This window comes from Streptomyces cyaneofuscatus (assembly GCF_033109485.1).
GTDB lineage: Bacteria > Actinomycetota > Actinomycetes > Streptomycetales > Streptomycetaceae > Streptomyces > Streptomyces cyaneofuscatus.
On the sequence record NZ_CP137002.1, the window covers coordinates 6,173,714 to 6,189,021 of the forward strand.

Consider the following 15,308-nt stretch of genomic DNA (forward strand, 5'->3'; position numbering starts at 1 on the left):
GCGGGGAGAAGCGGCGGCGACATCGTACGTACGCCGACAGGTACGGCCGACACGTACGCCGACACGGCGGGAACGACGGCGACCCCGGCCGGAGTTCCACCCGGTCAACACCGTGACCGCGTCCGTCGCGGACAATGGGCCCGTGCGCTACTGCATCCTCGGCACCACCCGGGCACTCCGCGACGACGGTACGGCCGTCGCCCTCGGCGGGGCGCGGCTGCGCGCCCTGCTCACCGTCCTCGCCCTGCACCCGGGGCGGACCGTCCCGGCCGGGGTCCTGGTCGGCGAGGTGTGGGACGGCGACCCGCCCGCCGACGCGGCCGGTGCGCTCCAGGCGCTGGTCGGGCGGCTCAGGCGGGCGCTGGGACGGAGTGCCGTCGAGTCGGTGGAGAGCGGCTACCGGCTGGCCGCCGAGCCGGACGCGGTGGACCTGCACCGGTTCGAGCGGCTGGCGGGGGAGGGGAGCCGGGCCCTGGAGCAGGGGGACGCGGTCAAGGCTGTCACCGTCCTCGACGAGGCACTGGCGCTCTGGGGCGGGCCGCCGCTGGACGACCTGCCCGACCGTGCGGCGCCCGCCTCCCGGCTGGAGTCCCGCAGGCTCGGCGCCCGGCGGGCCCGGCTGGAGGCGCTGCGCGTCCTCGGGCGGGCGGACGAGGCCCTGTGGGAGCTGGCCGCGCTCTGCGAGGCCCACCCGCTCGACGAACCGCTCCAGGCCCTGCGCATCAGGGCCCTGCGGGACGCCGGACGGACGGCCGAGGCGCTGGCGGCGTACGAGGAGGTCCGCACCGTACTCGCCGACCGCCTCGGCACCGACCCCGGGCCCGAACTGCGCGGCCTGTACGGCGAGCTGCTCCACCAGGAACCGGCCGCGCCCGGGCCCCCGACCCCCGTGGAGCCCCCCGCCCCCCAGCAGCCGCGCCCGCCCGCCCCCGGCAACCTCCGCGCCCGGCTCACCAGCTTCGTCGGCCGGGACGGCGACATCGCGGCCCTGCGCGAGGACCTCACCCACGCCCGGCTCGTCACCCTCCTCGGCCCCGGCGGCGCGGGTAAGACCCGGCTGTCGCAGGAGACCGCGGAGGCCGTCGCCGATGCCTGGCCCGACGGCGTGTGGCTGGCGGAACTGGCCCCCGTCGACGACCCGGACACCGTGCCCGAGGCTGTCCTGACCGCTCTCGGGGCCCGCGAGACCGTGCTGCGCGGGGCGGGCGCCGAGGAGCTGCGCGCCGCCGACCGCACCGGCGACGACCCCCTCGTACGGCTCACCGAGCACTGCGCCCCACGCCGGATGCTGCTCCTGCTGGACAACTGCGAGCACGTCGTCGGCGCGGCCGCCGCCCTCACCGACCACCTCCTCACCCACTGCCCGCAGCTCACCGTCCTCGCCACCAGCCGCGAACCCCTCGGCGTACCGGGCGAGTTCGTCCGGCCGGTCGAGCCGCTGCCCGACCCCATGGCGCTGCGCCTCCTCGCCGAGCGCGGGGCCGCCGCCCGGCCCGGGTTCCGTACCGACGCCGACGAGGCCACCGCCGCCGCCTGCGCCGAGATCTGCCGCCGGCTCGACGGGCTGCCGCTCGCCATCGAACTGGCCGCCGCCCGGCTGCGGATGCTCAGCCCCCGCCAGATCGCCGACCGGCTGGACGACCGCTTCCGCCTGCTCACCAGCGGCAGCCGGACCGTGCTGCCCCGCCAGCAGACGCTGCGCGCGGTCGTCGACTGGTCCTGGGAGCTGCTGGACGAAGGAGAACGCGCCGTCCTGCGCCGCCTGGCCGTCTTCGCGGGCGGCTGCGGGATCGCCGCCGCCGAAGAGGTCTGCGCCCTGCCCGCCGGACCGGGCGGCCCCGCCGTCGACCGTCTCGACGTGGCCGCCCTGCTCGGTTCCCTGGTCGACAAGTCGCTCGTGGTCGCCGAGCCCGGCGAGGACGGGGAGATGCGCTATCGGTTGCTGGAGACGGTCGGCGAGTACGCCGTCGAGCGGCTGGCGGAGGCGGGCGAGCGGGACGCCGTCGAGCGGCGCCATCTCGTCCACTTCCGGGAGCTGGCGCGGACGACCGGGCCGACGATGCGCGGGGCGGGGCAGCGCGCGGCCATCGCCGCCATCCAGCGCGAGTACGAGAACCTGCGCACCGCGCACCGGCACGCCGTCGCCGCCCGGGACGAGCACGAGGCGCTGTGCCTGGTGCTCTCGCTGTCCTGGTACTGGATGCTGCGCGACCTGCGCTCGGACGCCCGCCACTGGACCGATGCGGCCGCCTCACTCGGCCCCGACCCGTTCGCCGCGCCCGGTGTGCGGGCCCCGTCACTGCCGGAGCAGGCCATCGACCGGCCGCCGCCCTGGGAGGCCGACCAGCTCGCGGAGGCCCGGCGCGGGGCGGCGCTGATCCAGGTGGCCAGCGTGGACGACGCGATCTCCACCTGGGCGGACGCAGAGGGGCAGAAGCGGCTGCGGATCGTCGCCGACGCCTACCGGCCCGGGCAGCCGCAGACCTGCCGCATGCCCGGGACGTTCTGGGTGTACGCGGTCATGCTCACCGGCGACATGGACCGGACGCGCGAGGCGCTCGACGAGACGGTCCGTGCCTCCCGCGCCCACGGCTACGAGTGGGAGCTGGCCGCCGCGCTCCAACTGCGCGCCAACTTCCTCGCCGGTCACTCCGGCCACGCGGACCTGGCGCGTGCCGACGCCGACGAGAGCCTGGAGATCTTCACCCGGCTGGACGACGACTGGGGCAGGGCCGAGGCGCTGGCGTCCCGGGGCGAGGCCAACGAACGGACCGGTCACTTCCCTGAGGCCCTGGACGACTACGCCGACGCCGTGGAGTACGCGCGGAAGATCGGCGCCCGTTCCCAGGTGGCACTGTTGCGCGCCCGGTACGCCGGGCCGCTCGCCGAGCTGGGCCGCCTCCCGGAGGCCGAGACGGCGCTGCGGGAGGTGGTCGAAGGGGGCCGGCCTCCGAGCCCCGAATCCGTGGCGATCGCCCGGATGCATCTGGCCTTCGTCCTCGGCGCGCAGGGCCGGGTTGCGGAAGCCCGCGAACAGGTGGATGTGATCAGCGCGCGCCTCACGTTCGGCGACGTCGCCGTCTTCGACGGGTTCGTCTACGGGGTGCTGTCCTGGCTGGACAACCTGGAGGGCGGGCACGCCTCCGCGCTGGGCAACGCGCTGATGGCGCTCAGCTGTTCGCGGGAACGGCTGTCGGCGATGATCGCCCCGCAGATGTCCTCGGCTCATCTGACGGCGATCGCCCGCGCCCTGGCCGGACTCGCCGCCGCGGGCGCGGCCGAGCCCGCAGCGTACGCGGACGCCGTCAGACTGCTGGGCCTCCAGGCGGCGCTGCTGCCTCCCGGCCACGTGCCGACCACGATCGAGCGCCGCGTTCTGGCCGAGGCGGAGGAGGCCGCCCGGGTCGGCCTCGACGAGGCGGCGTACACCCGGGCGTACGAGGAGGGCGGCGGCCTCTCCCTCGACGAGGCCACCGCCCTGGCGGAGACGTACCGGCGGGGGCACCCGCCGGCGTAACGCCCCTCCGCTCAGGCCTTCTTGCGGAACTTGGCCACCGCCAGCGGAGCCAGCACCACCGTGATCCCGGCGGCCCAGGCCAGCGTCCACCAGACCGAGTCACCGACCGGGTCGCCCTGCATGAGCGCCCGCGCCGCGTCCGCGAGGTTGGAGAGCGGGTTGTAGTCGGTGAAGGCCTGGAGCCAGCCCGGCATGGTCTGGGTCGGCACGAAGATCGAGGAACCGAACTGCAGGGGCATCAGCACGAGCATCGCCGTCCCTTGAACAGCCTGGGCCGTCGGCATGGACAGCCCGAGCAGGATGAAGATCCACATGATGGCGGCACCGAACACCGCCGACAGCGCGACCGCCGCGAGGAGCCCGAACACCGAGCCGTGCAGCTCCATGCCGACGACGAACCCCATGACGAGCAGGATGAGCATGGCGACCATCAGCCGGCCCAGCTCGACCACGATCTTGGCGATGAGCACCGATGACCGGGAGATCGGCATCGTCCGGAACCGGTCCATGACCCCCTTGCGGAAGTCGTCGTTGACGCCGGTCCCGACGGCCATGGCGATGTTCAGCCCCAGCATCGCCATCAGCCCGGGCACCAGATAGTTCACGTACTCCTGCCGGTTCCCGCCGAGGCTGGCGCCGACCGAGCCGCCGAAGACGTACACGAAGAGCAGGATGAAGATGATCGGCGTCAGAAGGACGTCGAACATCGACTCCGGGTCCTTCTTGATCTGGAGCATGTTGCGCCGCGCCAGGGCCCCGATGTGCCGCAGGTTGGCCCGCAGCCCGATCCGGCCCTCGTCGGCCACGGCGGCCTTCGTCGGTACGGGGCCGGCGGTCGCGGGGGTCGGTGCAGTAGTGGTGGTGGTGCTCATGCGGCGACCTCCTGGGGTGCAGGGTCGGAAAGGGGGGAGGCCTTGTCGCCGGTGATCGCGAGGAACACCTCGTCGAGGCTGGGCAGGGCGGTGGAGACATGGGCGAGCGAGAAGCCGCGCACGCCCAGCAGTCCGATGACAGCGGTCAGCTGCTCGTCGCTGAGGATCGGCACGTACAGCAGCCCCTCGTCCGGTACGGCCTGCGCCCCGGCGACACCGTCGAGTCCGGCCTCCCGGATCGCCTGGGCCATCGCGGACAGCTCCGCCGGGTCCGAGGGCCTCAGGTGCAGGGTGCGGCCGCCGACCTTGGCCTTCAGCTCGTCGACCCCGCCGCGGGCGATGATCTTCCCCTGGTCGATGACCGTCAGCTCCTTGGCGAGCTGCTCGGCCTCCTCCATGTACTGGGTGGTCAGCAGGACGGTCGCGCCCTCGGCGACCATCCGCTGCACCTCGTCCCAGACCTCGTTACGGGTCCGGGGGTCGAGCCCGGTCGTCGGCTCGTCCAGGTACAGCACGGACGGGCTGCCGATCATCGAGGCGGCCAGGTCGAGGCGGCGGCGCATCCCGCCGCTGTACTCCATGCAGGCCCGCTTGGCGGCCTCGGTGAGCGAGAACCGCTCAAGGAGCTCGTCCGCCCGGGCCCGCGCCTGCTTGCGGGGCAGATCGAGGAGCCGCCCGATCATGTAGAGGTTCTCCCAGCCGGAGAGCTTCTCGTCGACCGAGGCGTACTGCCCGGTCAGGCCTATCCGGCGGCGCAGCTGGCGGGGCTGGCGCACCACGTCGTAGCCCGCGACGACCGCGTGTCCGGCGTCGGGGGTGATCAGCGTGGAGAGGCAGCGTACGAGGGTGGTCTTGCCGGCGCCGTTGGGGCCGAGCACACCGAGGACGGTGCCTTCGCGGACGTCGAGGTCCACGCCGTCCAGTGCCTTGGTCGCGCCGTAGTGCTTGACCAGTCCCCGTACCTTGACGGCGTTCGTGCCGCTCCTGGGGTTCGTGTCGATGCGTTCCATGTCCACCATGGGACCAGCGCCGGCCGACAGCTCACCGACAGCCGACCGACACGGACCGGTGCGAGGCGGCGGACGCGCGACAGCCCGCCGATGGGGGATGTCGGCGGGCTGTCGGTGGTGCGGGAAATGGCTGATGGGGCCCCGGGGACCGGGGTCAGCGGAAGGCGCGGGCCCCGGAGGGGCGGTGGATCAGTGGAAGGTGTGCTCCGGCGCGGGGAACGTACCGCCCACGACCTCCTCGGCGAACTCCTTCGCCGCGTCCCCGAGCACCTGGCGCAGGTTCGCGTACTGCTTGGTGAAGCGCGGCACCTTGCCGCCGGTCAGCCCGACCATGTCGGTGTAGACGAGCACCTGCGCGTCGGTCCCGGCACCGGCGCCGATGCCGATGGTGGGGATGTGCAGCGTCTGGGTGACCTGGGTGGCCAGCTCCTCGGGCACCAGCTCCAGCACGACGGCGAACGCGCCCGCGTCCTGGACCGCCTTGGCGTCGCGCAGCAGCCGGTGGGCCGCCTCGTCGCCGCGGCCCTGCACCCGGTAGCCCATGGCGTTGACGGACTGCGGGGTCAGGCCGATGTGGGCCATGACCGGGATGCCCGCCTCGACCAGCAGCCGGATCTGCTCCAGGGACCGCTCGCCGCCCTCCAGCTTGACCGCGCCGACGCCCGACTCCTTGATCAGCCGGGTGGCGTTGCGCAGCGCCTGGATGGGGCCTTCCTGGTACGAGCCGAAGGGCAGGTCCGCCACGACGAGGGCGCGCTTGGTGCCGCGTACGACGGCGGCGGAGAGGATGGCGATCTCGTCCATCGTGACGGGCACGGTGGTCTCGTAGCCGAGGTGCACGTTGCCCATCGAGTCCCCGACGAGCATGACCGGGATGCCCGCCTCGTCGAAGACGGACGCGGTCATCGCGTCGTAGGCGGTGAGCATGGGCCACTTCTCGCCGCGCTCGGTGGCGGCGGCGATGTCGTGGATCGTGATGCGGCGGGTGGACTTCCCTCCGTACAGCGCCTTGCTGCTGTCGGGGGCGGAAGCGGTGGTTCCCGCGGGGGAGGACTGGTTCTGTGCAGCCGAAAGTGACATGGCTGGTGAACTCCTTCGTCATCTCGAGGCGCCCTGACGGCGTCCCCGGATCCCTTCCATGGTGGCATCCCGCCCGGGCAAACGGGAAGTGGGTGCGCACGACGCCGGCCGGCCGGCCACCGTTGGGCAAAGTTTTAACAATACGAGACGGTCTCGTATCGAAACGGCGTTAGGCTCGTCCCCATGTCCGCACCGTCACCTTCCGCCTCCGCGCACGCTCCGGCCGCCGAGCCCCGCATACCCGAGGCGATCCACCGCCGCCGCTGGTGGATCCTCACCGTCCTCATGTTCAGCCTGCTCATCGTGGTGCTGGACAACTCGATCCTGAACGTCGCGGTCAAGACGATCGCGAGCCCCGCCCCCACCGGCATCGGCGCCACCCAGAGCGAGCTGGAGTGGGCGATCAACTCCTACACCCTCGTCTTCGCCGGACTCCTCTTCACCGCGGGCCTGCTCGGCGACCGCATCGGCCGCAAGAAGGTCCTCCTCTTCGGCATCCTGGTCTTCGGCATCGGCTCCGCCCTGGCCGCCCTGTCCGCATCGCCCGGCGAACTCATCACCTGGCGCGCCCTGATGGGCTTCGGGGCGGCCTTCGTGATGCCCGCCACCCTCGCCGTCCTGATGAACGTCTTCGAACGCGACGAACAGCCCAAGGCCATCGGCATCTGGGCCGGCAGCGTCGGCCTCGGCATCGCGATCGGTCCGATCACCGGCGGGCTGCTCCTGGAGCACTTCTGGTGGGGCTCGATCTTCCTGGTGAACGTCCCCGTGGTGATCCTGGCGCTCATCGCCATGGCCGTCCTGGTCCCCGACTCCCGCGACCCGAAGCCCGGCAAGGTCGACCCGGTGGGTGTCGCGCTCTCCATCGTCGGCCTGGTCCTGCTGGTGTACGGGATCATCCGGGGCGGCGAGCTCGCCGACTTCACCGACACCACCGTGCTGCTCTCCATCGTCGGCGGACTGCTGGTGCTGGCCGGATTCGTGTGGCACGAGAAGCGCAGCAGCCACCCGGCGATCGACATCACGTACTTCCGGAAGCCCGCGTTCTCCGCCGCCGTCGCCGCCATAGCGCTGGTCTTCTTCGCGCTCATGGGCGTGACGTTCTTCTCCGCCTTCTACCTCCAGAGCGTGCGCGGTTACAGCGCCCTCCAGTCGGGCCTGCTGATCGTTCCGCTCGCCGCCGCCCAGATGATCTTCGCGCCCCGGGCCCGGCTGGTCGTGGACCGCTTCGGCGCCCGCGCGGTCTGCACGGTCGGCATGCTGCTGGTCGCCGCCGGGCTGGCGTCGTTCGCCCTGTTCGGCACCGGTACGCCGGTGTGGGTGCTGTGCCTCGTCTTCTTCGTCCAGGGCACCGGGATGGCGCACATCATGCCGCCCGTCACTGTGGCCGTGATGCAGGCGCTGCCCCGTGAGAAGGCCGGTTCCGGATCGGCCATCAACAACACCTTCCGCCAGGTCGGCGGAGCGCTCGGGATCGCGGTCCTCGGCTCGGTGCTCTCCACCGTCTACCGGGGTGACATCGAGGGCCACCTCGGCGCGGTCCCGGCCGGGGCCAGGGCGGTGGCGGGCGAGTCCATCGAGGCCACGCTCGGCGTCGCCGAGAAGCTCGGCCCGGTGGCCGGAAAGCCGCTGGTCGCCGCCGCCAACGACGCCTTCATCAGCGCCATGCACGTGACCGCGCTGGGCTCGGCGGCCGTCGCCCTGATCGGCGCCCTCGTCGTCGGCCTGTACCTGCCGGGACGGACCCGCGCGGGCACCGCGGAGCCGGTGGACCAGGCGCCCCGGCCCGCGAAGGAGCCGGTGGGCCGCTGACGGTACGGAGGGCAGTGGCGGGCCCGCCACGCCCCGTCGGCGAGAATCGGGGCGGACGGGACGGGGCGGCCGGCGACGGTCGTACGGCGGCACGGCGAGAGGCGGCTTCAGGTGCGGGACCAGGACGACGGCGAGCAGCGCGACCGCGTCATGCGAGGCGACGGGACACCCGACCCCGCCCCCGCCCCCGATCCCGACGCAGCCCCCGGCCCCGGCCCCGAGCCCCGCCGCGGCCGCCCCCGCTCCGCCGCGGCCGAACGGGCGATCCTGGACGCCGTCATCGCCCTCCTGGAGGCGGGCGAACCCCTGGCCGGCCTCTCCATCGAACGCATCGCGCGTACGGCGGGAGTGGGCAAGGCGACGATCTACCGCCGCTGGACGGGAAAGGAGGAACTCTTCGTCGACGTCGTACGGGACATGGAACCCGTCGACCCGCCCGTCTCCGGCACCGAGGGCCTCGCCGACCTCCGGATCATGCTGGAATCCCTGCGCACCCGGGGCCTCGCCCAGCGCTCCTCGGCGCTGCTGCACAACATCTTCGCCCAGATGAAGAGCCACCCGAAGCTCTGGGACGAGTACTTCACCACGGTGATCGCCCCCCGCCGCGCCGCGATACTGGCGGCGGTACGCCGGGCCGTCGCCGCCGGAGAGCTGCGCGACGACCTCGACGTGGAGCTGATGGACGACCTCTTCGTCGGCGCGGTGCTCGTCCGTACCGTCCACCGCCCCGACGCACCCCTCCCCGACGACCTCGTCGACCGCATCATCGCCACGCTGCTCCAGGGACTGGCCCCGGCGGCCGGGCGAGTGTGATCGTTCTGTCACAAGCGCTCACCGACCGGGCTTGAACCGGAACCTCCCGTCCCGTTCGGCTCGTCCTGTTGACGGAGAGCGGCCGTCGACAGCGGGAAACAGCGGGAAGCCGGCAGAGGGACGTCGACGGCGGGAAAGACGCCACCCATCACCTAGGGTCGAGGGGCGCGGCGATGTGTAGGGCAAGGCAGTGAGGACGAGCGCGATGGTGCAGGCGTACGGGGCGGACACGGGCAACGGCAGCGCGGAGCGGCCCCAGCCCGACGAATCCCGCTTCCGGAGCCTCCTGAAGAGAGCGGCCCGGGACCGGGGAATCTGGCGGCGCGGGATCGTCCTGGCCCTCTGCTCGGTGGTGCTGACCCTCGTGATGGTCGTCCACGCGCAGATCCCGAACCGGGTGGGCAACCTCGGCAGCCTCATCGAGACGTTCCTGCCGTGGATAGCGCTGTTCGTCCCCCTCCTGCTGCTCCTGGCCCTGCTGCGCCGCTCCGCCACCGCGCTGATCGCCCTGCTGCTCCCGGTGGTGGTCTGGCTCAACATGTTCGGCGGCCTGATCACCGACAAGTCCGGCACCGGCGGCGACCTGACCGTGGCCACCCACAACGTCAACGCGGGCAACCCCGACCCGGCGGGCACCGCCCAGCAGGTCGCGGGCTCCGGCGCCGACGTCGTGGCCCTCCAGGAGCTGCCGGGCGGGCAGGTGTCCACGTACGAGAAGTCGCTGGCCGCCCGCTACCCGTACCACTCGGTCCAGGGCACCGTCGGGCTGTGGAGCAAGTACCCGCTCAGCAACACCAGGCCGGTCGACATCAAGATGGGCTGGACCCGGGCCATGCGCTCCACGGTCAAGGCCCCGCAGGGCGAGGTCGCGGTGTACGTGGCCCACCTGCCGTCGGTCCGGGTGAAGCTGCACGCGGGCTTCACCGCCAACCAGCGCGACAACAGCGCCGACGCCCTCGGCGAGGCCATCGCCGATGAACCCGTCGAGCGCGTCGTCCTGCTCGGCGACCTCAACGGCACGATGAACGACCGCTCCCTGAACGCGGTCACCTCCCAGATGCGCTCCACCCAGGGCGCGGCGGGCGACGGCTTCGGCTTCAGCTGGCCCGCGTCGTTCCCGATGGCCCGGATCGACCAGATCATGGTGAAGGGCGTGGAGCCGAAGTCCTCGTGGACCCTGGCGGCCACGGACAGCGACCACCTGCCGATAGCGGCACGCGTGGAGCTGTGACAGACAGCACGCAACCGCCCGTTCATCTCGTGGCATAAAGCGTCTGCGACAATTTGTTCCAGTCGCATACATAAGCGAAGACTGAGCCGTCGCCCCGGTGCGGACACCGGGGCGACGGCTCTTCCTTCTGCCCCCGCCCCCGAGATTGCGAAGGTTCTTCCCATGCCCCTGGCCCTGCTCGCTCTGGCCGTGAGCGCCTTCGGCATAGGCACGACCGAGTTCGTCATGATGGGCCTGCTGCCCAACGTGGCGGACGACCTCGGAACCTCCGTGCCGACCGCCGGCTACCTCGTATCGGCGTACGCGATCGGCGTCGTCCTCGGCGCACCCCTGCTCACCGGCCTCGGCTCCCGCGTCCCGCGCAAGAAGATGCTGCTGCTCCTGATGGCGCTGTTCACCATCGGCAACCTGGCCTCGGCGCTCGCCCCCGACTTCGGCTGGCTGCTCGCGGGCCGTGTCCTCGCCGGACTCCCGCACGGCGCGTTCTTCGGCGTCGGCGCGGTCGTCGCCGCCCGGCTGGTCGCCGAGGGCCGCCAGGCGCGGGCGGTGGCGACGATGTTCCTCGGCCTGACGGTCGCCAACATCGTCGGCGTACCCGCCGCGACCCTGCTCGGCCAGCACCTCGGCTGGCGCGCCACCTTCCTGGTGGTCGCGGCGATCGGCCTGACGGCGATGGCGGCCCTGGCCCGCCTGGTGCCGCGCATCCCGGTCGAGGCCCACCAGGACGTCCGCCGCGAACTCCGCGCCCTCGGCAACCGCCAGGTGCTCCTCGGCCTGCTCACCGCCGTATTCGGCTTCGCCGGGGTCTTCGCGGTGTACTCGTACCTCTCGGCGATGACCACGAAGGCGATGGGCTTCGGCGAGTCCTCGGTCACCATCGTCCTGGCCCTCTTCGGCATCGGCATGACCCTGGGCGCCCTGGCCGCGGGCCCCCTCACGGACCGCGCCCTGCGCCCGACCCTGTACGGCTCGCTCGGCGCGCTCGCGGTGGTGCTGGTGGCGTTCCCGTTCACGGTGCACGTGCAGTGGGCGGCGCTGGTGATGGTGGTGCTGCTGGGCGGCGTCGGGTTCATGACGACGACCCCGCTCCAGATGCTGGTCATGAACAAGGCGAAGGACGCCCCGACCCTGGCCTCCGCCTCCAACCACTCGGCCTTCAACCTGGCCAACGCGGGCGGCGCCTGGCTGGGCGGCGTGGCGATCGCGGCCGGCTGGGGCTGGACGTCCCCGGCCTTCGTGGGCGCGGTGCTGGCGGTGCTGGGCCTGGCGATAGCGGCAACGGCGGGGTTCCTGGACCGGGGAGAGGGAAGGGCGTCGCTGGTGGTGGTCAATTCAGCCGACAATCCGGCCAACTCAAGCCTGTCCGACACCCCCTCCAGCCCGTCCGGCGTTTGAGGACGGAACCGTTACGCCGGACGGGCCCGCGGCCACGTGACTCCCGGGCCCGTCGGGCCATTCCAGCCCGTCCGGCGCTTGAGGACAAAGGCGGCCACCGGGCGCCCCCGGTAACCGCCCCACCCCGCTAGGACGACTCGCGCCACCGGTTGGTGATCGGCAACCGCCGGTCCTTCCCGAACCCCTTCGGCGAGATCTTCGTCCCCGGCGGATACTGCCGCCGCTTGTACTCCGCGGTATCCACCATCCGCAACGTCTTCGCCACCAGCTCCGCATCGAACCCGGCCGCCACGATGGAATCCATCCCCTGATCCCGGTCCACGTACAGCTCCAGGATCGCGTCCAGCACGTCGTAGTCCGGCAGCGAGTCCGTGTCGACCTGCCCCGGCCGCAGCTCCGCGCTCGGCGGCTTGGTGATCGAGGCCTCGGGGATCGGCGGCGTCTGCCCCCGCTCCTCCGCCGCCCGGTTCCGCCACTTCGCCAGCCGGAACACCGACGACTTGTACACGTCCTTGATCGGCCCGTACGCGCCCACCGCGTCCCCGTACAGCGTGGAGTAACCGACCGCCAGCTCCGACTTGTTGCCGGGCGCCAGCACGATCTGCCCCTCCTGGTTGGAGATGCCCATCAGCGTCGTCCCGCGCAGCCGCGCCTGGAGGTTCTCCTCCGCCAGCCCGGTGAGTCCGAGCGCGCCCATGTAGGCGTCGAACATCGGCGCGATCGACACCGTACGGAAGTTGAGCCCGGTCCGCCGCGCCAGCTCGGCGGCGTCCCCCTTGGAGTGGTCCGAGGAGTACTTCGACGGCATGGACACGCCATACACGTTCTCCGCCCCGAGCGCATCGCACGCGATGGCCGCGCAGAGCGCCGAGTCGATCCCGCCGGAGAGCCCGAGCAGCACACTGCTGAAACCGTTCTTCGCAGCGTACGCACGGAGCCCGACCACCAGCGCCGAGTAGATCTCCTCGTCGTCGTCCAGCCGCTCCGCGTACCCGCCCGTGAGCTCCGGCTCGTACGCGTCCACGGGCCGGTCCGACAGCACCACATGGTCGATCCGCAGCCCGTCGTCCACCACACCCGAGGGCGCCACGGTGGCCGCCGCCGGCAGCTCCAGATCAAGGATCACGCTGCCCTCGGAGAACTGCGGGGCACGGGCGATGACCTCGCCCTCCTTGTCGACGACGATCGAGTCCCCGTCGAAGACCAGCTCGTCCTGCCCGCCGATCATCGCCAGATACGCGGTCGTGCAGCCGGCCTCCCGGGCCCGCTTGCGGACCAGGTCGAGCCGGGTGTCGTCCTTGTCCCGCTCGTACGGCGAGGCGTTGATCGACAGCAGCAGCCCGGCCCCGGCGGACCGGGCGGCCGGGACGCGCCCGCCGTCCTGCCAGAGGTCCTCGCAGATGGCGAGGGCGACATCGATGCCGTGGACGCGTACGACGGGCATCGAGTCGCCCGGCACGAAGTACCGGAACTCGTCGAACACCCCGTAGTTCGGCAGGTGGTGCTTGGCGAAGTTGAGCGCGATCCCGCCGCGGTGCAGCACGGCCGCCGCGTTGCGCGGGGAACCGGCGGGCTGCCCGTACCGCGCGGCGTCGTGCTCGGAGCGGTCCAGGTAGCCGACGACGACCGGCAGCTCGCCGAAGCCCTCCGCGTCGAGCCGGGCGGCCAGCGCGCGCAGCGCCTCCCGCGAGGCCTCGACGAAGGACGACCGCAGCGCCAGGTCCTCGACGGGGTATCCGGTCAGCACCATCTCGGGGAACGCCACGAGGTGGGCGCCCTGCTCGGCGGCGTGTCGGGTCCAGTGGACGATCGCCTCGGAGTTACCGGCGAGGTCGCCGACGGTCGAGTCGATCTGATTCAGTGCGAGGCGTAGTTGAGGCACGTCCGCCAGTGTAATCGTCTTTCTGACGCGATGTCCTGGTGACCCGGGCAAAATCTGCCCGGGCCACCAGGAAGCGCAGGTCAGCCCCGGTACCCCAGGACCGTCATCATCCCCGCCTCCGCGTGGTAGACGTTGTGGCAGTGGACCATCCACAGCCCCGGGTTGTCGGCGTCGAACTCCACGGTCAGCGACCGGTGCGGCAGGACGATCGCGGTGTCCTTACGGGCCCCGGCGGCGTTCCCGCCCAGCGCGAACGTGTGCCCGTGCAGATGGAGCGGATGCCACATGGCCGTCCCGTTGTCGAAGACGACCCGCACCCGCTCGCCCGCCTCCACCGGCCGCCGCTGCTTTGCGTCGTACGGCTGCCCGTCGAAGGCCCAGTCGTAGTCGGCCATCCCGCCGGTGAGCCGCATCCGGATGGTCCGGTCCGGCGCGCGCTCGGCCAGCGCCACCGACGGATCCGGCACCAGCCGCCCCGCCTGCACGAGCTTCCCGTCCAGCTCCTTCGGCCGTACGGAGGCTCCGGGCGCGGCACCGCCGCCGGTCCGCAGCACGGCGAGGGCGGTCGCGTCCTTCCCCTCCGCCAGGGCGACGAGCGGGAAGGCCCCGTCCCCGGCGGTGACGAGGACGTCGTACCGCTCGCCCATCCCCAGCAGCAGCGCGTCCCCCTCGCCATGCCGGACGGGGAAGCCGTCGGTGTGCGTCACGGTCAGCCGGTGCCCGCCGAGCGCGACGCGGAAGGCGGTGTCGCCGCCGGCGTTGATGATCCGCAGCCGGATCCGGTCACCGGCCCGCGCGCGGAACACCTCCGGATCGTCGGCCACCCGCCCGTTGACGAGGTAGTACGGATAGGCGACATCACCGGCGTCCCCGCCGAGCAGCTCACTGCGGGCGCCCATCATCATCCGCGAGGGCGAGCCGCCGTCCGGATCGTCCGCTTCCGAGGCCTCGGCCCCCGACATGGTGTGCGCACCATGATCCATCCCGTCACTCATGCCCCCGGACAGCTCCTTGAGCACGGCGTCGGGCGTCGCCCCGTCCACCCCGTCGACCCAGTCATCGAGGACGACGACCCACTCCTTGTCGTACGCCAACGGCTCCTTCGGGTCCTCCACGATCAGCGGCGCGTACAGCCCCCGGTCCTGCTGGACGCCGGAGTGCGGGTGGAACCAGTACGTCCCCGGGTGCGGCACCGCGAACCGGTACCGGAAGTCGCCCCCCGGCGCGATGGCCCGCTGGGTGAGCCCGGGAACCCCGTCCATGTCGTTGCGCAGGGCGAGCCCGTGCCAGTGCATCGAGGTGGGCTGGGGGAGGTGGTTGGCCAGGGTCAGATCGAGGGTCTCCCCGGCGGTCACCCGCACCTCACGGCCGGGCAGCCGGTCCCCGTACGCCCAGGAGGCGACGGTGGTGGAGCCGCCCAGATCGAGCCGGGTACGGGTGGCGGTGAGGGAGACCTCGCGTACGGGACCGGAGCCGCGCGCCTTCTCGGCCGCCGCGACCTCCTTGCCGCCGGGGGAGACGTACGTACCGGAGTCCTGGGCGCCGCCGGGGGCATGGGCCCCGCCGTGGCCGCCGCCGTCGGAACAGGCGGCGAGGACTCCCGTACCGGCGACGGCGAGAGCGGCGCCGAGCACGGCGCGTCGTGTGGGTTGGTACATGGGCATGCTGAAGACACCTCTGAAGAGCTGTGACTGCG

General features: G+C 72.3%; 10 protein-coding genes. 5 read left to right on the top strand and 5 right to left on the bottom strand.

The genetic code is table 11. The features are described from left to right. The first annotated feature begins 142 nt into the window (after positions 1 to 142). The gene (locus R2B67_RS27200) at positions 143 to 3,517 is read left to right on the top strand and encodes an ATP-binding protein (protein ID WP_317821729.1); all 3,375 of its coding nucleotides are present in this window, start codon (positions 143 to 145) and stop codon (positions 3,515 to 3,517) included. A gap of 11 nt (positions 3,518 to 3,528) precedes the next feature. Here the strand turns inward: R2B67_RS27200 and R2B67_RS27205 are convergent, their stop codons facing one another. The 3 genes from R2B67_RS27205 to panB all read right to left on the bottom strand — a co-directional run bounded on the left by R2B67_RS27205 (position 3,529) and on the right by panB (position 6,479). Continuing rightward, positions 3,529 to 4,389 (bottom strand): ABC transporter permease, encoded by an 861-nt coding sequence (locus R2B67_RS27205; protein ID WP_317821730.1) that lies wholly within the window; start codon positions 4,387 to 4,389, stop codon positions 3,529 to 3,531. Beyond that, on the bottom strand, positions 4,386 to 5,408 hold the full coding sequence (locus tag R2B67_RS27210; protein ID WP_317821732.1) for an efflux ABC transporter ATPase subunit, DrrA-related: 1,023 nt from the start codon (positions 5,406 to 5,408) through the stop codon (positions 4,386 to 4,388). The genes R2B67_RS27205 and R2B67_RS27210 overlap by 4 nt, the downstream gene beginning before the upstream one ends. 180 nt (positions 5,409 to 5,588) lie before the next feature. After that, entirely contained in the window at positions 5,589 to 6,479 is an 891-nt protein-coding gene (gene panB, locus R2B67_RS27215; protein ID WP_317821733.1) for a 3-methyl-2-oxobutanoate hydroxymethyltransferase, read from the bottom strand. 183 nt (positions 6,480 to 6,662) lie between these two features. Between panB and R2B67_RS27220 the strand changes: the two genes are divergently transcribed. From R2B67_RS27220 to R2B67_RS27235, 4 genes are all read left to right on the top strand, one after another. Then, positions 6,663 to 8,291 carry an MFS transporter gene (locus tag R2B67_RS27220; RefSeq protein WP_018511818.1) on the top strand — a complete coding sequence of 543 codons (1,629 nt, stop codon included), beginning with the start codon at positions 6,663 to 6,665 and terminating at the stop codon, positions 8,289 to 8,291. 150 nt (positions 8,292 to 8,441) lie between these two features. Further along, positions 8,442 to 9,104 carry a TetR/AcrR family transcriptional regulator gene (locus tag R2B67_RS27225; RefSeq protein WP_381073907.1) on the top strand — a complete coding sequence of 221 codons (663 nt, stop codon included), beginning with the start codon at positions 8,442 to 8,444 and terminating at the stop codon, positions 9,102 to 9,104. Positions 9,105 to 9,309: 205 nt separating this feature from the next. Then, on the top strand, positions 9,310 to 10,335 hold the full coding sequence (locus R2B67_RS27230) for an endonuclease/exonuclease/phosphatase family protein (RefSeq protein ID WP_317821736.1): 1,026 nt from the start codon (positions 9,310 to 9,312) through the stop codon (positions 10,333 to 10,335). 162 nt (positions 10,336 to 10,497) lie between these two features. Continuing rightward, positions 10,498 to 11,730 carry an MFS transporter gene (locus R2B67_RS27235; protein ID WP_018511821.1) on the top strand — a complete coding sequence of 411 codons (1,233 nt, stop codon included), beginning with the start codon at positions 10,498 to 10,500 and terminating at the stop codon, positions 11,728 to 11,730. 127 nt (positions 11,731 to 11,857) lie between these two features. Here R2B67_RS27235 and R2B67_RS27240 read toward each other — a convergent pair whose 3' ends face one another. Continuing rightward, entirely contained in the window at positions 11,858 to 13,612 is a 1,755-nt protein-coding gene (locus R2B67_RS27240; protein WP_317821738.1) for an NAD+ synthase, read from the bottom strand. 80 nt (positions 13,613 to 13,692) lie between these two features. Continuing rightward, positions 13,693 to 15,276, bottom strand: coding sequence for a multicopper oxidase family protein (locus tag R2B67_RS27245; protein WP_317821739.1), 1,584 nt, complete (start codon positions 15,274 to 15,276; stop codon positions 13,693 to 13,695). Positions 15,277 to 15,308: the final 32 nt, after the last annotated feature.